Source organism: Pirellulaceae bacterium (assembly GCA_029243025.1).
Lineage (GTDB): Bacteria > Planctomycetota > Planctomycetia > Pirellulales > Pirellulaceae.
The window spans coordinates 223,843-239,575 of record JAQWSU010000002.1 but is presented as its reverse complement, the minus strand read 5'-3'; the positions used below and the strand labels follow the sequence as shown (position 1 = coordinate 239,575).

General features: G+C 53.6%; 13 protein-coding genes. 7 read left to right on the top strand and 6 right to left on the bottom strand.

Features of this window, described 5'->3' with window-relative positions:
• Positions 1-14 precede the first annotated feature (14 nt).
• From selA to P8N76_01120, 4 genes are all read left to right on the top strand, one after another.
• Positions 15-1,457 carry an L-seryl-tRNA(Sec) selenium transferase gene (selA, locus tag P8N76_01135; protein ID MDG2380255.1) on the top strand — a complete coding sequence of 481 codons (1,443 nt, stop codon included), beginning with the start codon at positions 15-17 and terminating at the stop codon, positions 1,455-1,457.
• 364 nt (positions 1,458-1,821) lie between these two features.
• The gene (gene guaB / locus P8N76_01130; protein MDG2380254.1) at positions 1,822-3,303 is read left to right on the top strand and encodes an IMP dehydrogenase; all 1,482 of its coding nucleotides are present in this window, start codon (positions 1,822-1,824) and stop codon (positions 3,301-3,303) included.
• The gene (locus P8N76_01125; GenBank protein MDG2380253.1) at positions 3,239-4,984 is read left to right on the top strand and encodes a hypothetical protein; all 1,746 of its coding nucleotides are present in this window, start codon (positions 3,239-3,241) and stop codon (positions 4,982-4,984) included. The genes guaB and P8N76_01125 overlap by 65 nt, the downstream gene beginning before the upstream one ends.
• Before the next feature lie 163 nt (positions 4,985-5,147).
• Positions 5,148-5,414 carry a hypothetical protein gene (locus P8N76_01120; protein MDG2380252.1) on the top strand — a complete coding sequence of 89 codons (267 nt, stop codon included), beginning with the start codon at positions 5,148-5,150 and terminating at the stop codon, positions 5,412-5,414.
• Between the two features lie 197 nt (positions 5,415-5,611).
• Here the strand turns inward: P8N76_01120 and P8N76_01115 are convergent, their stop codons facing one another.
• From P8N76_01115 to P8N76_01105, 3 genes are all read right to left on the bottom strand, one after another.
• The gene (locus P8N76_01115) at positions 5,612-5,833 is read right to left on the bottom strand and encodes a zinc ribbon domain-containing protein (protein MDG2380251.1); all 222 of its coding nucleotides are present in this window, start codon (positions 5,831-5,833) and stop codon (positions 5,612-5,614) included.
• Between the two features lie 105 nt (positions 5,834-5,938).
• A complete protein-coding gene (locus tag P8N76_01110) occupies positions 5,939-7,285 on the bottom strand; it encodes a GTP-binding protein (protein MDG2380250.1) in 1,347 nt (448 codons plus the stop codon).
• Positions 7,282-8,874, bottom strand: coding sequence for a DUF697 domain-containing protein (locus tag P8N76_01105; protein MDG2380249.1), 1,593 nt, complete (start codon positions 8,872-8,874; stop codon positions 7,282-7,284). The genes P8N76_01110 and P8N76_01105 overlap by 4 nt, the downstream gene beginning before the upstream one ends.
• Before the next feature lie 435 nt (positions 8,875-9,309).
• Between P8N76_01105 and P8N76_01100 the strand changes: the two genes are divergently transcribed.
• Positions 9,310-9,870, top strand: a complete 561-nt coding sequence (locus tag P8N76_01100; protein MDG2380248.1) for a hypothetical protein — start codon at positions 9,310-9,312, stop codon at positions 9,868-9,870.
• A gap of 32 nt (positions 9,871-9,902) precedes the next feature.
• On the opposite strand, the gene pyk is transcribed toward P8N76_01100, so the two are convergent.
• Entirely contained in the window at positions 9,903-11,348 is a 1,446-nt protein-coding gene (pyk, locus tag P8N76_01095) for a pyruvate kinase (protein MDG2380247.1), read from the bottom strand.
• 60 nt (positions 11,349-11,408) lie between these two features.
• Here pyk and P8N76_01090 point away from each other — a divergent pair, with 60 nt between their 5' ends.
• Positions 11,409-12,068 carry a DUF6174 domain-containing protein gene (locus P8N76_01090; protein MDG2380246.1) on the top strand — a complete coding sequence of 220 codons (660 nt, stop codon included), beginning with the start codon at positions 11,409-11,411 and terminating at the stop codon, positions 12,066-12,068.
• A gap of 175 nt (positions 12,069-12,243) precedes the next feature.
• On the opposite strand, the gene P8N76_01085 is transcribed toward P8N76_01090, so the two are convergent.
• Positions 12,244-12,564: a hypothetical protein gene (locus P8N76_01085; protein ID MDG2380245.1), complete on the bottom strand. Its 321-nt coding sequence runs from the start codon at positions 12,562-12,564 to the stop codon at positions 12,244-12,246.
• A gap of 141 nt (positions 12,565-12,705) precedes the next feature.
• Positions 12,706-14,031, bottom strand: coding sequence for a glycosyltransferase family 4 protein (locus P8N76_01080; protein ID MDG2380244.1), 1,326 nt, complete (start codon positions 14,029-14,031; stop codon positions 12,706-12,708).
• 216 nt (positions 14,032-14,247) lie between these two features.
• On the opposite strand from P8N76_01080, the gene P8N76_01075 reads away from it, so the two are divergent.
• Positions 14,248-15,675 carry a PQQ-binding-like beta-propeller repeat protein gene (locus P8N76_01075; protein MDG2380243.1) on the top strand — a complete coding sequence of 476 codons (1,428 nt, stop codon included), beginning with the start codon at positions 14,248-14,250 and terminating at the stop codon, positions 15,673-15,675.
• The last annotated feature ends 58 nt before the right edge of the window (positions 15,676-15,733 follow it).

The window sequence follows — 15,733 nt, the reverse complement described above, 5'->3', positions numbered from 1 at the left end:
CCAAAGATAGAGACATGCCTAACAACCCCCTTCGTCGAATCCCTTCCGTCAATGAACTGCTTGAGAGCCCATCGCTCAAGACCCTCGTGGACAAAGTCAGCCACCACGTCGTGGTCTCCGAAGTCCGCACGTTCTTGGACGACTTACGCTCTGACCTCCAGCAGAAGGCCAACGAGTTCAATGTGCCAAACGTCAGTGATCTGGCAGATCGGATCGCAGATTGGATCGCGGAGGATCAGAAGCCCAGTTTGCAGCCGGTGATTAATGCAACCGGGATTGTCTTGCACACCGGCTTGGGCCGTTCGCCGCTTGCAGAGGAAGCGTTGCATGCGGTTCGAGCCGTCTCTTCGGGATACGCGAGCGTGGAAGTCGATCTGGAATCGGGGGAACGATCACAACGTGTGGTCGCCGTGGAAAAATTGCTGCGAGAACTGACCGGGGCCGAGGCGGCTTTGGTGGTGAATAACAATGCGGGAGCGACCTTGCTGACACTCGCCGCGATCGGATCCGGCCAAGAAGTCATCGTTTCACGCGGCCACTTGGTGGAAATTGGAGGCAGCTACCGTCTGCCCGAAGTCATGGAAGTCAGTGGAGCAATCCTGCGAGAGGTCGGCACCACCAATAAGACACGCATCGAAGATTATGAAAGGGCAATTTCCGACCAAACAGGTGCGCTGCTGCGGGTCCACCCAAGTAACTATCTGGTAACCGGTTTCACCGCCGAGGCCAGTTTGAAAGAACTCGTTGAGCTCGGCAAGAGCCATCACCTGCCGGTGATCGATGATATCGGTTCGGGAGCCACAATCGACTTTGCTCGCTTCGGACTCGCCGGTGAGCCCGTTGCGGCTGATAGCATTACGGCAGGCGCCGACGTAGTGTTGTTCAGCGGGGACAAACTGCTTGGCGGACCCCAATGTGGCATTATCGTTGGTCAGCGCGATCTCATCGCCCAAATCACACAGCATCCGCTCACTCGAGCTTTGAGAGTCGACAAAATGACCTTGGCCGCTTTAGCAGCAACCTTGCGACTGTATCGTGATCCCGAAGTCGCACATGAATCGATTCCGCTACTTCAATTACTCAACGCTTCAGAACAGAATCTGCAAAATCGAGCCGAACGACTCGCGCCTCAGCTTCAAGAGCTGCCAGCTGTCGCCCAAGCCGAGCCTATCAAAGAGGTGGCCTACCTGGGCGGCGGTTCTGTTCCAACGCAACAATTACCCACCTGGTGTATCGCCATCACACCGAACAAGCGAAGCGTCAACCAATTGGCGGCCGAATTGCGGACCAGTAACCCCTCAATCTTCGGGCGCATTCAACAAAACCGTTTGCTGATTGACCTCCGCGCTGTTTTTCCAGCACAAGACCTGCAAATCCTGGAAGCTGTCCGCGACCTGCCAGGGCAGGACTCCACTAACGACTCCGAGAGCCAACAGAGCGGGTCCGATGCGTCCTAACGAATCACAGCCTGCTCGCGAATTGCGAAATGGACGATGGGGATGAGCGTTTTGCATGCGGCTTGCCCGCCCCGGTGAGCTTCCAACGATTTGCCGACAATCCCACTTTTTTCCGGTCGGAGGCTGACGCCAGGACGAATCCCAGCATCTGCCGGTCCCCCTGATCGTTTCTCAGCCTGAGCCGCGGGGCCTTCGCCCGTTCCCGCTAGCCATCCGCGCTTCGCCCGCTCCCGATGGAAGCTTTCGTTCTCTCCGGACGGCCCCGTACATTGCCAATCCGGTTGTTCAGCGTCATAATGCGGGATTCTGCCGCAACGGTTAGCGTCACCAAGACCGGTTAGCGTCACCAAGACAAGGAGCAGCGATGATGCAAGACAAAATCTCTATCAATGGCATCACCTTTGACGACGTTTTGCTGCAACCCCGATACAGCGATATTGTGCCATCCGATACGGTCGTGACCACTCAATTGACACGACGCATCACGCTTAACGTTCCGCTACTCAGCTCCCCCATGGATACCGTCACCGAAAGTGCGATGGCGATTTCACTTGGTCAACAGGGCGGTTTGGGCGTCATTCACAAGAATATGTCGGTGGAGCGTCAAACGGAGGAAGTTGACAAAGTCAAACGCAGTGCGAACGGCATTATCATCGATCCGGTCACGCTACCACCGAATGCAACAGTAGCGAATGCACAGGAAGTGATGGAGAAGCATAACGTTTCCGGAGTGCCCATCACGCGCCCGAACGGACAGCTCGAAGGCATCCTAACCCGCCGGGATTTAAGGTTTTTAGAGCAAACGGAGCAGCCCGTATCGGAAGTTATGACCGCTGGTAATTTGGTGACGGCGACGGGAAGAGTAACGCTTGAGGAAGCAGAGAAGATTTTAACGGCTAAAAAGGTGGAGAAACTTTTACTGGTTGACGACAAATACAATCTGACAGGGTTAATAACAATCAAAGACATCGACATGCTGAAGCGATTCCCCAATGCTTGCAGAGACAAGCAAGGAAGGCTTCGTGTGGGTGCGGCGATCGGGGTGTTCGATTTCGAGCGTGCCGAGAGCCTCATCAACCAAGACGTCGATATTTTGATTGTTGACAGTGCCCACGGTCATTCCCGAAACGTCCTGGAGACGGTTCGAGAAACCAAGAAAAGATGGGACATTGACGTGATCGCCGGAAACGTTGCAACTCGCGAAGGAGCAAAAGACCTAATAGATGCTGGCTGTGACGCTGTCAAAGTCGGCATTGGTCCGGGGTCGATTTGCACCACACGAGTCATTTCTGGAGTCGGTGTTCCTCAAATTACTGCCATTTATGAAGCAGCACAGGCCGCCAAGGAGACGCAGACGCCAATTATCGCCGACGGAGGCATTCGCTTCTCAGGCGATTTGACGAAGGCAATCGCAGCCGGTGCCAGTGTTGCCATGATTGGAGGATTATTTGCCGGGCTCGCCGAAAGTCCCGGAGAAATGATTCTCTATCAAGGTCGTACCTTCAAAGTTTATCGAGGAATGGGTTCACTGGGAGCCATGGTCAAAGGATCGAGCGAGCGGTACCGTCAAGGTTCCGACGCTGGTGTCTCAGGCAAGCTTGTTCCCGAAGGAGTCGAAGGTCGAGTTCCGTTCAAAGGTCCATTAGGTCCCTTCGTGTACCAGCTTGTCGGGGGGCTGAGAGCTGGTATGGGTTACTGTGGATCGCGAACGATCGAGGAATTGCGTACGGAAGCGCGATTCATCCAAGTTTCTGCGGCGAGTGTGAGAGAAAGCCACCCCCATGACATCGCCATTACGCAAGAAGCCCCCAATTACAGCGAATATGCACGAGGCGAGGCTGACTGATCGTCGTCAGCGATCCTCCACCTTTTCGCTCAAACGACCAGGTCGAATTTGGATCTACGGCGTGCTCGTAGCCATCACCTGCGTTGCTAATTCACTCGCCACCGAACCGGCGTTGAAACCGACTGCTTCGACCAAGAAGGCCGCGCAGAAACGGTTTGTCCGCAAAACAAGCGATCAGCTTTCAGGCTGGACTCGCCCAAAAAACTTGCCAAATTCTTCGGACACGCTCAAATGGCAGCGACCGGATCAGGTAAGAATGGCCGAGATTCATCGACCACGCCCTAGCTACTTGCGTTCGCCTGTCAAAGCAGCTCCAGTCCGTGCCGCTGAACAGCTCAACGCACGTCTGGACATCCCGAAGTCAAGCGTTCAGATTGACCTCCCTGAACCCAAACCAACGCCGACGACAAACGTGGGATTATTGGTGGAATTTGAAATTCCACCGAGACCAATTAGCGTTCAGCAAGCGGCGACCGCCGCCACGGTTCCCAACTTTCGGGAAGACACCCTGGTTCGCTTCGTCTCTGGGCAAAACTCCGATGATACAAGCGGTGTCTTCGACGATGTGCTCGACGAAATACTGCAAGAGGAAGACGCGGAAATCAAGCGAGCCCAGCGCCCGGAAAAATCGGAGCAAACCGAAACTCCGACGCTTGCCACACCTCCGACCAAAGACGAACTCGCCTTACCCAACGAACTGCCAAACCCAGACGTTGACAGCGAGCTCCCTAACTTGGCGAACGATTTACCAACGACCGACACCGACAAGGCGCTGACTCCAGAGCCTCGTCCTGAGCCCAACAGCCCGAAAACGACAACACAGTCGGACCTCAACTTACCCGAACTGGACGACTCCAATCAGCCTTCTCAAGAATTGCCGGTTCCGGACAACACATTCATTCCTCAGTTTGATTCCACGCTACAAGATGACAATGAATTCAGCCTGCAAACGCCGACGAATCAGCTGCTAGATCAGTACAATGGCCGCAATTGCCCCAGTGAGGAACAACTGTTCCAGAAAGCCTGGGACGAAATGCGACATACACCGATCAGTTCCATTTCACTGGACATTACGCCCCAGATCCAGCCAACCGAATCGATCCAACAGAACAATCGGATCCTCGAACAGAACATGAGTCGCGCCCCGTCACGCGAATGGCGAGATCGCAATGGGCGTTTGTTGGCGAAGGGGCGGATGGTTAATTACAACGATGGCCGAGTGGATGTTGAAACGACAACCGGTGCCATCGAATCGATTTCCTGGTACGCACTGAGCAACATTGATCTTTGCTTTGTCAGTGCCTGGTGGGAATTGCCCAGTGAGTTCAGTGCGGCAACTAACCAGTACGAACCACGAAACTGGACAATGAGTACTTTCACCTGGACGGCCTCGGCCCTTTGCCACAAGCCGCTTTACTTCCAGGAAGTACAACTCGAACGCTACGGTCACTCGGCGGGTCCGATGAAGCAAGCCGCTCTCTCCGGTGCACACTTCTTCGGCAACATCTTGTTCTTGCCCTACCACATGGGTGTAACACCGCCAACCGAATGCAAATACTCTTTGGGATATTATCGACCGGGTAGCTGTGCTCCTTGGCTGTTACCTGCCGTACCACTCAGTGCAAGGGGAGCTCGCTGGCAGCTCGCCGCCCTCGTCGGCGGTCTCGTGATCTTCCCTTAAGAACCACCTATCTGGGAGCGATTGGAAAAGCGGTCGGATGGATCATCCGGCCGCTTTCGTTTTTTCCTCTTCGCCAATCAACGTGATTGAGTCGACACGATCTAAACACCAGCTCGCTACCGAAGTCTTCGGCTGCAACCATTCTTGTTGCAACGCAAACCTCATGTTCTCACGCCTGATTAAATTCCTGTTGGGTGTCAGCTATTTGCTCTTAATCGACCGCCTTTTCGCGGAGGCGACAAGGTCGAGCTTCTGGCTCGTTTTGCCAATCGTCACGGGATTAGCCGCCATCAACGCAGCCTGCTCGAGCTTCTTCGCTATCAAGCTAGTCAATCGCAAGCAGACGATCCGACAATTCGACTTGTCGGCACTTTTGCTTCTGATCGTTCCCTTGGCGATTTACCTGGCAACGGTGCAACGCCTGCTTTAACAAATTCAGCTCGAGGATTTCTCTTGGTTGTCGTGGGCCGTAATGCTGATTGGCACGATCATTTTCATCGCCTTTTCCACCATAATTTTGCTGTGGATGGCAGAGGCATTGATTTGATTCCTGGCACGCAACCTCTCGCTGGAAAAGCTAACGCGGAAAAAGAAGCGACTTCCGACAACTCGAGATTTCGACGAAGCCTAGCCCTCGAGTCCCATACAACCGGAACCGCATTGGGGCCGACCGCAATTTCCAGCCATCGGCAAATCGCTCGCTGTATGACTTCCCAATGCAGCTGGTACGCTCAACTGTTTTTCCAACTGCAAGCTTTCGCACTCGGGGCAACACGGCTGCTCATTCCCGCGAACTAACAGCTCAAACGTTTCCCGACAGTCGCTGCAGGCATATTCGTAAATGGGCATTTCGTAAACCTTTCGAATGTTTCGCTCAAACCAATCTATTGGTCAGCCACGCCTTGGATCCTTGTAGGCTAGGTCATCGGCCAAATCGGTTCAAGAGATTGGAACCTAGCCTTTCTCGCTCGGAGAGTAAAAATTCCGCTTTAATTTGCTGCTAATTTCTTGTCGCAGATGCTCGAGTACCGATTGTTTATCCGTTTCTTCCAGAATTCGACGAACGACTTGCTTCGGCGATTCCCCTCCCCAAGACGCACCATGTTCGAAATAGTACTTTGCGGCATTTCCCACGATGTAGGAACCGAATCCGGCAGCGGCTCCTTGCGGTATTGCCGTTAACACGGTCCCCGCCCCGAGCGTCAACGTTTTGAACGCATCGGCTGCCAGATGGGTGGCCACCTCCGCAGCAAAAACCATCCCGGCAGCGCCAAGAATTGAAAAGGCGAGTTTTTGCGCATTAGTCCAGGACATTTCGAGTCCGTAGATGTGGGCCAGCGTAATGACCATCGTCACATCCACCGCGCTTCCACCTAGAATATCGGCGATCGGCACAGGATTTACGGCAACGGCCAGCGCTTTCGCTGCAGCAAAACTCCAAATGGCTTGATTGGCTCGACGGTCCCGCAGATCGATCCGCAGCTTCGCAATGCGATCGGTCTTATCAGCGGCGTACATGGCCGCGTTCAGCGCGATGAGATCCATCCCGTCATGTTCTAACACCTCGAGGATTCGAGCTTTTAGATTCGCAACCTCCGCTTCTGGTTTCCGCCACTCGGTTCTTTCTCTGCCATTGTCATCGACAATCACATATTCGACGGGGCGCGGATCCGCACTCACAAGAATAAAGTTTTCGGCTGGAACAATTTCCTTGAGCCGCCGATCTCGCAATTGCGTCACGAGTTCTTGCAAATCACTCTCTGAATAGAGGTCCGTTTTATTGAGTACAAACAGGATCGGTTTATGGACAGCCGCCAACGCCATAACTGCCGAAAACTCAACCTCGTTAATATCAGAATCTGAGACAAAAAGGATAATGTCACCGCGTCGAACTGCATGCTTGGCGATCGCATCATGATCACTGTCACCGACTTCGTTGATACCGGGCGTATCGACTAAGACCAATTCGGATCCATCGAGACCGGGAACAACGTATTCGGTTTCGTGCCAAGGCACCACTTTCGCTTCTTTCGTCCAACCACCTTGGACATCCACATCAGCGACCTCCCGACCGACCAACGCATTAATCAGCGCTGATTTCCCTGTGCTTATTTCGCCGAACAGCACGAGTTCAACGCGTCCCTGTGTCAGCTTTTGCTCCATGTCCTGCAACTGAAATAAGTCACTCCGCAACCGCTCTCTTTCCTCAGGCGTGCAGCCCTTGAATTTTTCGACGGCTTTCTGCACAGATGCCAACGCCTGTTCATAGCGGCTGACGGTACTTTTATTTGAATCGTTCATTGATTGCCTTGCGGAGGCCCCAGTTCAAAATCTTGATCGTCATCCTGAAAATGGCGGCGGGCAGCTGTAACAAGTCTTCGGATCTCGTTCACACTTGTGACTCGCGCCCATTCCTGTCGCGCCAATTCCGCCATTCCACCAGCTGGCGTCTTCATTTCATCGCGGAAATAACGAATAAAAATCGCACCAATCCAACGGGCGATGAGAGCCTGCACGACCCCCTGCAACACGCCCCCCGCAATGGTCCCCACTCCTGGCACGCTCTTGATCATGGAGGCGATGCTGGACGCAATCACGGGTGTGGCAACGCTACTACCAAGTACACCCAGAAGTGTTTTCCCTTGTTGTCCCAGCAAGTTCATCGCCACGTCTACGTCGATGTCCTGTTTGTAAACGCGAGCCAAGTCAACCACCATTTTTGTTGAGATTGCGCAGCCAGCCGCCAGATCCACCATCGGAAATGGACTGAGCGCGGCAGCGCCCGCTGCGCCCCACATGTATTTGTCGACAAGTTGCCAAGCTCGTCGGTCCAACGATTCACGGACTCGCTCTTTCGCTTCATCGACAAGACCTCGTGATTGCAACAAAAGATTCGCGAGTAAGAGATCGCTGCCATCGCGTTTTACAATTTTTATCATGCGTTGTGCGAGCGTCTGAATATCTGCCGAAACCTCGACTTCCTCCTCCAACTCAGCACCATCCGGTAACACACGCACTCGATCACGTAAGGTCGGTCGCGAGCGGACTGCCAAAACATCAAGCGGCTCAACAAAGTCGCTTACCTGCCGCCGAATCTGATCAAGTAACGCATCGCGATCTTGTTCACTGTACCAATCCTCCTTGTTGAGACAGATCACAACCCGCTTTTCCATTTCTGCCAAAGTCCGCAGCAGTTGGAACTCGGAGTCTCTCAGCGGACCATCGACAACAACGAGCACGAGATCTGCGTCCTTAGCCGCCTCAGCCGCCACATGCTGTCGAGAACTCCCGTCGACCTCTCCCAATCCGGGAGTATCCACCAACGTGACCTGGTCCATCCCGGGCCAGGGGATTTCATTTCGCTGCACAGTCGTGCCACCCTTGAGATCCATTTCAAATACATCTCGGCCTGCCAACGCATTTAACAAAGATGATTTGCCGCTCGACACCGTCCCGAATGCAACAATTTCAAGTTTCTGCTCTTCCTGCTTCTCTTCGATCCATTGAATCAGCGGAGACAGTTCGCCTCGCAATTCGTCAGAAGTAGTTTCCGCATCCCGCATTTCCGCAACGGCTGAAATGTTTTGTGCAACTTCAGCTTCACGCTCTGACAAACTCATTTCACTCGGGTTTCGCTCGCGCTGCGCGAGCCGTTTGCGCTTCCGCCGCGAAGCCGCCCAAAGACGCCAAACCACCCAACCGCTGGCTGCCGCCATCAACAAAGCACCCAGCGAGACAAAGACCAGATAGACCGTGCCCCAAAGCGAGCCGAGATCCTTTGCCGATTGATACTGCCGCATCGCTGCACTCGGCAGGTAAACCATCAGAAAGCCGATACACGCCAACACCAAGATCAGCATGAACTTCGAATATCGGCGGCGGTTTGCCATGCTTCACTCCAGGAAACGTCAATAATTTTTCACCGAAAAACGGGGAAACGACTCCCTCAGCGGACGAAATGAAAGGGCTCCGGTCAGCCCGCTCTACCGTTGCAACCGTACTCGCGTGCGTTTTTCTTGAAATCGGTTGTCCACAGCTCCCGACCGATTTTCGTCGGATTTCCTGCGAGCGTCACCTCCGATTTCCTCATCGGCTTGTCCGATTTGGCCTTTTTGGCCCGATCTGAACATTTTCCTCCCCCATCAGCAACGACAGAATGCCAACTTTACCAAGATAATCCGATTAGGCTGAGATGATGGGACGGAGGTCGATTCCAATCGTTTTCCCAGGCGACGCCTCCCCACAGAGTCATCAATAGTCGTTTCCCCGCTTCTCGATATAATTTCGACGTTGCAGCTACCAAAACTCCACGACACGGTCACGAGATGGTACAGACGGAAAAAACTAACGTTAATCCGGCAGCGGGCGGCCTTGGCCCACCCCGGTTTGGCCTGCGCACGATGTTTGGATTGGTTGCCCTGTTCTGCGGATGCTTAGCTGCGTTCGTAGCCGCTGGGCCGCTCGTCGGCAGTGCCTTGCTCATGGCTTTGGTGATCGTGGCGACCCATGTAGCCGGGAATGCGATCGGTAGCCGACTTCGGGATAACGCTCAACGGTCATCCAATGAACCAGAAGATGGGCCCGATTCGATGTTGCGCCGCCCCCCGGAAGCAAGCCACTTTGCCCCGCCAACACGTCTGAGTCGACGAGCGCCGCTGGGATGGTTCATGCGAATCATGACCGGGCTAGGCTGTGTCGCAGGTGCTATCTGCGGCGGACTGACGTTGAATCTCACCAGCACCCAACCCCTTTCGCTGACGACCTTCGCCTTCGGCAGCACCGCGATGGGTATTCTCGGTGGCCTCTTTAGTTTTTGGCTATTCAGCCTGATGCAAGTTTTTCTTCTCGCTTGGTGGCAAGCCGACTGGCATGGTCATCAAGAGTGAACGTGCTGCTGGGCATCATGATTCGAGACCGATCATGATGCGATTTCGTGAATCATCAGCAAATTGTGTGCGTCCGCTTTGACACCGGTGCCCGTGACAAACACAACTCGATCCCCCGCGATCAGATGTCCCGATTCGAGTCCCCAATCAACAATGAATTGGACCAAGCGGTGTTCGAGGTCGTCCGGTGCACCTGGAAGCGGATGAATCCCCCAGTAGAGTGACATCTGCCGTAACGTTTGCTGACAATCACTCACAGCGACGGTACGTATCAAATCACGTTCCTTGGCTTTTGTCAGCGCGGTGGCGCCGCTGCGAGTCGCAACCACAACAATTTTCGCGGCTATCTCTGCCGCGATCCCCCCGGCCCCCCGAACCACCGCAGAAGTCACCTCATGGACTTTCGTATCTTGCGAATGCTGCGAGCAGCTGATGGTATTGAGACGATTCTCTTCAATCGATTTCATAATACGATTCATCATACGAACCGATTCGATCGGATACTGACCGATGGCAGTTTCACCTGAAAGCATACAAGCATCGGTCCCATCGAGAATGGCATTGGCAACGTCTGTCACCTCGGCACGCGTTGGCCGACTTGCTCGTTGCATGCTGTCCAACATCTGAGTAGCCACAATCACCGGCCTCTTCCAGGTCGAGCATGCGTCGATAATGTTTTTTTGGGCAACCGGCATCGTGGCTACATCGATTTCAACCCCCAAGTCGCCTCGGGCAACCATAATCCCATGGGAAGCCTTGACAATATCCTCAAGGTTTTCGAGTGCTTCCGGCTTTTCGATCTTGGCAATCGTCAAGGCCGAGCCGCCTTCTTCTTCCAGCAACGATCGGAGCCCGCGAATGTCGTCCGCCGACCGCACAAAGCTGAGGCTGATGAAATCTGCTCCGTTCATCGCCGCCCATCGTGCATTATCGCGATCGACCTCGGACATTGCCGGCGCACTCAATTGGACACCGGGTAAATTGATACCTTGGCGACTCCGTAAATCTCCTCCCTGAACCACACAACAACGCACTTGGTCAGACGTTTTTTCTACGACGGTCATCTCGATTGTGCCATCCGCCATGAGAACACGGTCGCCAGCTGTCAATTCATCGATCAATGGCTGATAATTCGAGGTCAATTGGCCAGCCGTCGCCTGAGCAGCTTCTCGTACAAAGGTGAACTCTTGCCCCACGATGCAGGGGAGCGGATTCGGTGAAAGCTCACCCAAGCGGATTTTCGGGCCTGCAAGATCTACGAGTATTCCGATCGGATACTGCGAATCTTGCTCAACTTCACGTATCGTGTCGAACAATCGTTGATGGTCCTCGCGAGACCCATGGGCCATGTTAAGTCGACAAATATCGACGCCGGCCGTGACCAATTGCTCAAGCATCTCACGTGACTGACAGGCGGGGCCAATCGTCGCAACGATCTTCGTCCGAGAGCGACTTTCAAGCGGTTGAAATCCAGACATTTCATTCCATTCATTGACGATAGGGGGCACGTGACGTCAAAATACCACGGTAAAAGCAGGATGTCGATCAGACGATTCCGTAGGCAATCGCGCACCCACGGGCATGAACGTCGCAACGGACAACAAACAGACGGTGAAAAAGAGTCAAATCGTTCGCATGGCGTGTATGCACCAACAAGAGGATCCCCCAACACCATGGATCAAATCGACAAACGGCCTACGAACTTAAGACGCATGCGATTCCGCCTCTTCGCCCTCATTCTGGGAGCTTGTCTCGGCTTGGTCGCCACCTTGCTCTTCATGTTCTTCCTCGGCCCGGGCCATCTGACCGAACTGACTGCCACACGTTTCGCAGCCGCGAAAGACAAATGGCACTCCCAAAAACTCCCCAATTACCGAATCGAGATTACCGTTCAGGGCCGGCAGCCCGGCCGATACTGGACCGAAGTTCGGGATGGTCAGGTGGTAGTGGCCAAATTTAACAATAACGCGCTCACGAACACTCGAACGATGTCAACTTGGACCGTCGATGGCATGTTTCGGACGATCGACTACGATGTTCAATCCCAACTTCAACGTAGCCCGCAGGCGCCAGAACTCACACTGCGAGCTAATTTCGATGCCGAATTCGGCTACCCCAAAAAATATCAACGCATTCAATGGGGTTCTCTCAATGAATTGACGTGGGAAGTCAGTAAATTCGAGGTGCTCGATCAATGAGGTGCTCGATCAATAGAATGAGCCACGATCACGACAAACGTCGGTCGCCTCGGCGCAAGCAACAGGGCTGACGAACATCCGTTCGCCAGCCCCATTTGTCGCCAGTGTGTTTTAAAAACCTTACGCAGCCGATCTAAACCCGATTGCCTGATCCGGATCGAACCGTTGAGGTTGGCTAACGAACCCAGTGTCGGCCGTGCCGATTGACGACCACATCGAAGGAAAACCCGCAGCACTTCCAAGTGTAAGTTGCAATGCGGCGTCCAAAGATACCATGCCGCCAGGTGACGCACGGCGCTTCATTCACGCAACAGGCCGGCACACAGACTTCGACAGCATACTTGCAACAGGTGCAGGGATCTTCTGCACAGAAGGTCATTTCTACAGGCGGCGGTGGACAACAGCGACAGTCATCACAACCTGCCAGTGCAGTATTTCCGATTGCCAGTGCGAAGAACCCACAGGCAAATACAAGAGCAATCAATCGGGGCTTCATTTCGATCTCCTTGGATGTTACAGACTCTGGACGAAGCATAGGTCATCGAACAGCAGTCGACAAGATTTTTTCATCTTCGAGTCCGCTCAGGCGGTTTTGCTAATGCCTCCTCGGCGGCGGCATTTGACCCTCTTGCTGGGGTCAGCTCTCCAGCAGCCCGTTATAGAGTGCCTCGTATTGCCTGGCAATCCGCGTAAGATCAAACTCTCGTTTCGCGCGCTGGGCGGCCGCAAGCCCCATCAGAGTGCGTTTTTCTTCATCCCGAAATAATTCCCTTAGCGCATCCAGGTAGTGCAGGGGATGGTGGCCGTGTACCAAGCGGCCGTGAATGCCAGATTCCACCAGGTCGGTCGTCACTCCGTCGATAAACGATGTAATCACTGGTAATTCAGCGGCCATCGCCTCGGCCACGACATTGGGTAAGCCTTCTCGACGAGTCGGAAAAAAGAACACCTCCGAAACTCGGAGGTAATCAATCACATCATTGACTTCACCGAGCCAATGAACGCGATCCGACAATTTTCGATCTTGCAGAGACGCTTTCAGATGCGTCACTAATTCGTGTCGTTCGGCACCATGGCGTGTGCGATCGCCGAAGTCACAAGGGCCAACAATCAATAGATCAACGTCGTGTCGTTCAGACGCTAACTCAATGAAAGTGGCAACTACCACATCAATCCCTTTTCGATAGATTGCGGATCCGACAAAGACGACGTACCGCTGATCGGGATTCAAAAACAGTCTGTCGCAGAGTTGGTCACGGTCATCGCTCAAGGACGATTGAAACTTTTCCAATGCCACGCCATTTGGAATACGTGAGACCGCTTTCCTGGAGAGGCCAAAATCCAAACAGCTTTTTGTCAACGCCGTCGACAAACCCACGATGCGTCCAGCGGTATAAAAACATGAACGCATCATCCGCGCAGACAACCCCATCACGCTGGAACGTATTGAGCACGGATCATCGGCGCCACAAAGAGAAATCTGAATGACGGTGTGCATGCCCCGCAACGAAGCGAACAACATGACCAGTCGAGTCAACTCGCCAATCACATAAAACTGAACGATATCGCCTCGGCGGCCCTGCCAGACAAGTTTCCACAACACCTTCAAGTCGAATGACGCCCGGCGAAAGAGTTCATTGAGTGATCGAATTCTCACCTTCCCAATTGGCAACCAGCGCAAACTGGAACGATTTAATACGGAAAGGTAATTGACCTTGATGCGATCAACTTCCATTTGACGACCCGCAAGTTTTCGAGCCGCTTGGTCGGCCATTGTCAGCACTTGAATTTGATGGCCCTGCTGAGCAAGTCGATCGAGTATTTGATGCGCTTGAATCGCGGCGCCGGAAAAATTCGGGAAGTAGTATTCGCTCACAGCCCAGATACGAAAGACTTTTTCGTTCTTGGGCGAGGACGTTTGCATTTCGTCCAAGGCGTCCGGGGTTGGACCGGCCAATGTCATCGTAGGCTGCATTTATCGACCCAAGTGATTCGTCAAGAGAAGCTGAGGCTTGGTAGCAAGAGAAAACGAATCCCTATTATGCTTCGAATTTCGGCGGCTGCACAAAAACAGCTCAATGTACTTCGCAGGTTGACTCCGTTAGAATCCGGGCTCAAACGGCCTTGCAAAGGCGCTCATTTCGGGCAAAAAGACAGCAAAAAGTAGGGGAGTCCCCTCATGCGTTCATGGATCGTCACGCTCATTTTCACTAGTGCGGTTTATTCGGTTTCTAACGGCTGGGCAGAACAATACACATTTTTCCGCTCCGATGGCGGCCAATCCAAATCGCCGGACCGGCTAGTCGTGCATTTTGATCGATCGGATACCACGCTTTGGCGCCAGCCCCTTTCGGCCGGCCACTCTACACCCTGCATTTCTGGCGAGCGAATTTTCCTCACGACTTACGATCAGGAGCGACAGGAACTGGCTACGGTTGCCTGTGACTTGGCATCAGGTCGACCTCTGTGGAAACGCAAGGCACCGGCGACTCGAATGGAAGAAGTCCATCGCGTTGGGAGCCCAGCAGCCGCGACAATCGCTTCGGACGGTGACCGGGTGTTTGTGTTTTTCGGCAGCTATGGGCTGCTGTGCTACGACCACGATGGAAATAGGGTTTGGTCACGTCCATTGGGTCCGTTTCAAGACGAATTCGGCGCTGCGAGTTCCCCCGTTTTGTTAGGTGACACCTTATACCTAAACCAAGACCACGATACCAATAATTTCCTGCTCGCATTAAATACACAATCCGGTCGAACCCGCTGGGAAGTCACGCGGAATGAATTCACTCGAAGCTATGCCACTCCCGTGGTTTTTGAGTCGGGACCAGAACAACAGATCGTCGTCGCCGGCGCTTTAACCCTGACGGGATACGCCCCCAAAACAGGCAAGCGTCTTTGGTGGATGCATGGTCTCGCTCGAATCGTCAATACCACCCCAGCGATTCACGACGATGTATTGTATGTTGCCACCTGGTCACCGGGTGGCGATGTGGGTGAGCGAATCACCATGGATTCCTGGTCCGATGCGATTGAACAATACGACAAAAACGATGATCGAAAAATTAGCCGAGACGAGTTACCACTCGGTCCCGTTCTCACACGATTTTTCCGAATCGATCTCGACCAAGATCAAGGGATCGATCAGCCCGAGTGGGAAAAGCAGGCACAAGTTTTCCAGCGTGCCGATAATGCGATCATCGCAGTCCGACCGCGCGGCCATGGCGAATTAGGTGAAAATCAGATCTTGTGGCGATATGCGAAAGGCATACCGTACGTGGCCAGCCCGCTCTACCACAACGGCCATATCTACCTCGTGAAGGACGGGGGTATCCTGACAGTCCTGGACGCAGAGACAGGCAAAGTCCGAAAACGTGGCCGACTTAAAGGGCGAGGCAACTATTACGCCTCACCAATCGCCGCAGCTGGAAAAATTTACTTCGCCAGCGAGCAGGGTGTGGTCACAGTCGTCTCCGCCGACTCGGAATGGAAAATCCTTTCATCTCATGATTTCGGTGAGCCAATCTATGCAACTCCGGTTGCGCGGTTAAATCGAATCTACATCCGCACCGCAGAGGCCATGTATTGCTTCGCCGGCAGCCCGAATTAAACAGGAGCATCCCCATTTGTCGATGCTTGCGAAATTCATTCACAGTCAGCTGGGCTTG

Coding starts and splice junctions, on each gene's coding strand:
- selA (MDG2380255.1), top strand. CDS start 15: ATGCCTAACAACCCCCTTCGTCGAATCCCTTCCGTCAATGAACTGCTT.
- guaB (MDG2380254.1), top strand. CDS start 1,822: ATGATGCAAGACAAAATCTCTATCAATGGCATCACCTTTGACGACGTT.
- P8N76_01125 (MDG2380253.1), top strand. CDS start 3,239: ATGACATCGCCATTACGCAAGAAGCCCCCAATTACAGCGAATATGCAC.
- P8N76_01120 (MDG2380252.1), top strand. CDS start 5,148: ATGTTCTCACGCCTGATTAAATTCCTGTTGGGTGTCAGCTATTTGCTC.
- P8N76_01115 (MDG2380251.1), bottom strand. CDS start 5,833: ATGCCCATTTACGAATATGCCTGCAGCGACTGTCGGGAAACGTTTGAG.
- P8N76_01110 (MDG2380250.1), bottom strand. CDS start 7,285: ATGAACGATTCAAATAAAAGTACCGTCAGCCGCTATGAACAGGCGTTG.
- P8N76_01105 (MDG2380249.1), bottom strand. CDS start 8,874: ATGGCAAACCGCCGCCGATATTCGAAGTTCATGCTGATCTTGGTGTTG.
- P8N76_01100 (MDG2380248.1), top strand. CDS start 9,310: ATGGTACAGACGGAAAAAACTAACGTTAATCCGGCAGCGGGCGGCCTT.
- pyk (MDG2380247.1), bottom strand. CDS start 11,348: ATGTCTGGATTTCAACCGCTTGAAAGTCGCTCTCGGACGAAGATCGTT.
- P8N76_01090 (MDG2380246.1), top strand. CDS start 11,409: ATGTCGATCAGACGATTCCGTAGGCAATCGCGCACCCACGGGCATGAA.
- P8N76_01085 (MDG2380245.1), bottom strand. CDS start 12,564: ATGAAGCCCCGATTGATTGCTCTTGTATTTGCCTGTGGGTTCTTCGCA.
- P8N76_01080 (MDG2380244.1), bottom strand. CDS start 14,031: ATGACATTGGCCGGTCCAACCCCGGACGCCTTGGACGAAATGCAAACG.
- P8N76_01075 (MDG2380243.1), top strand. CDS start 14,248: ATGCGTTCATGGATCGTCACGCTCATTTTCACTAGTGCGGTTTATTCG.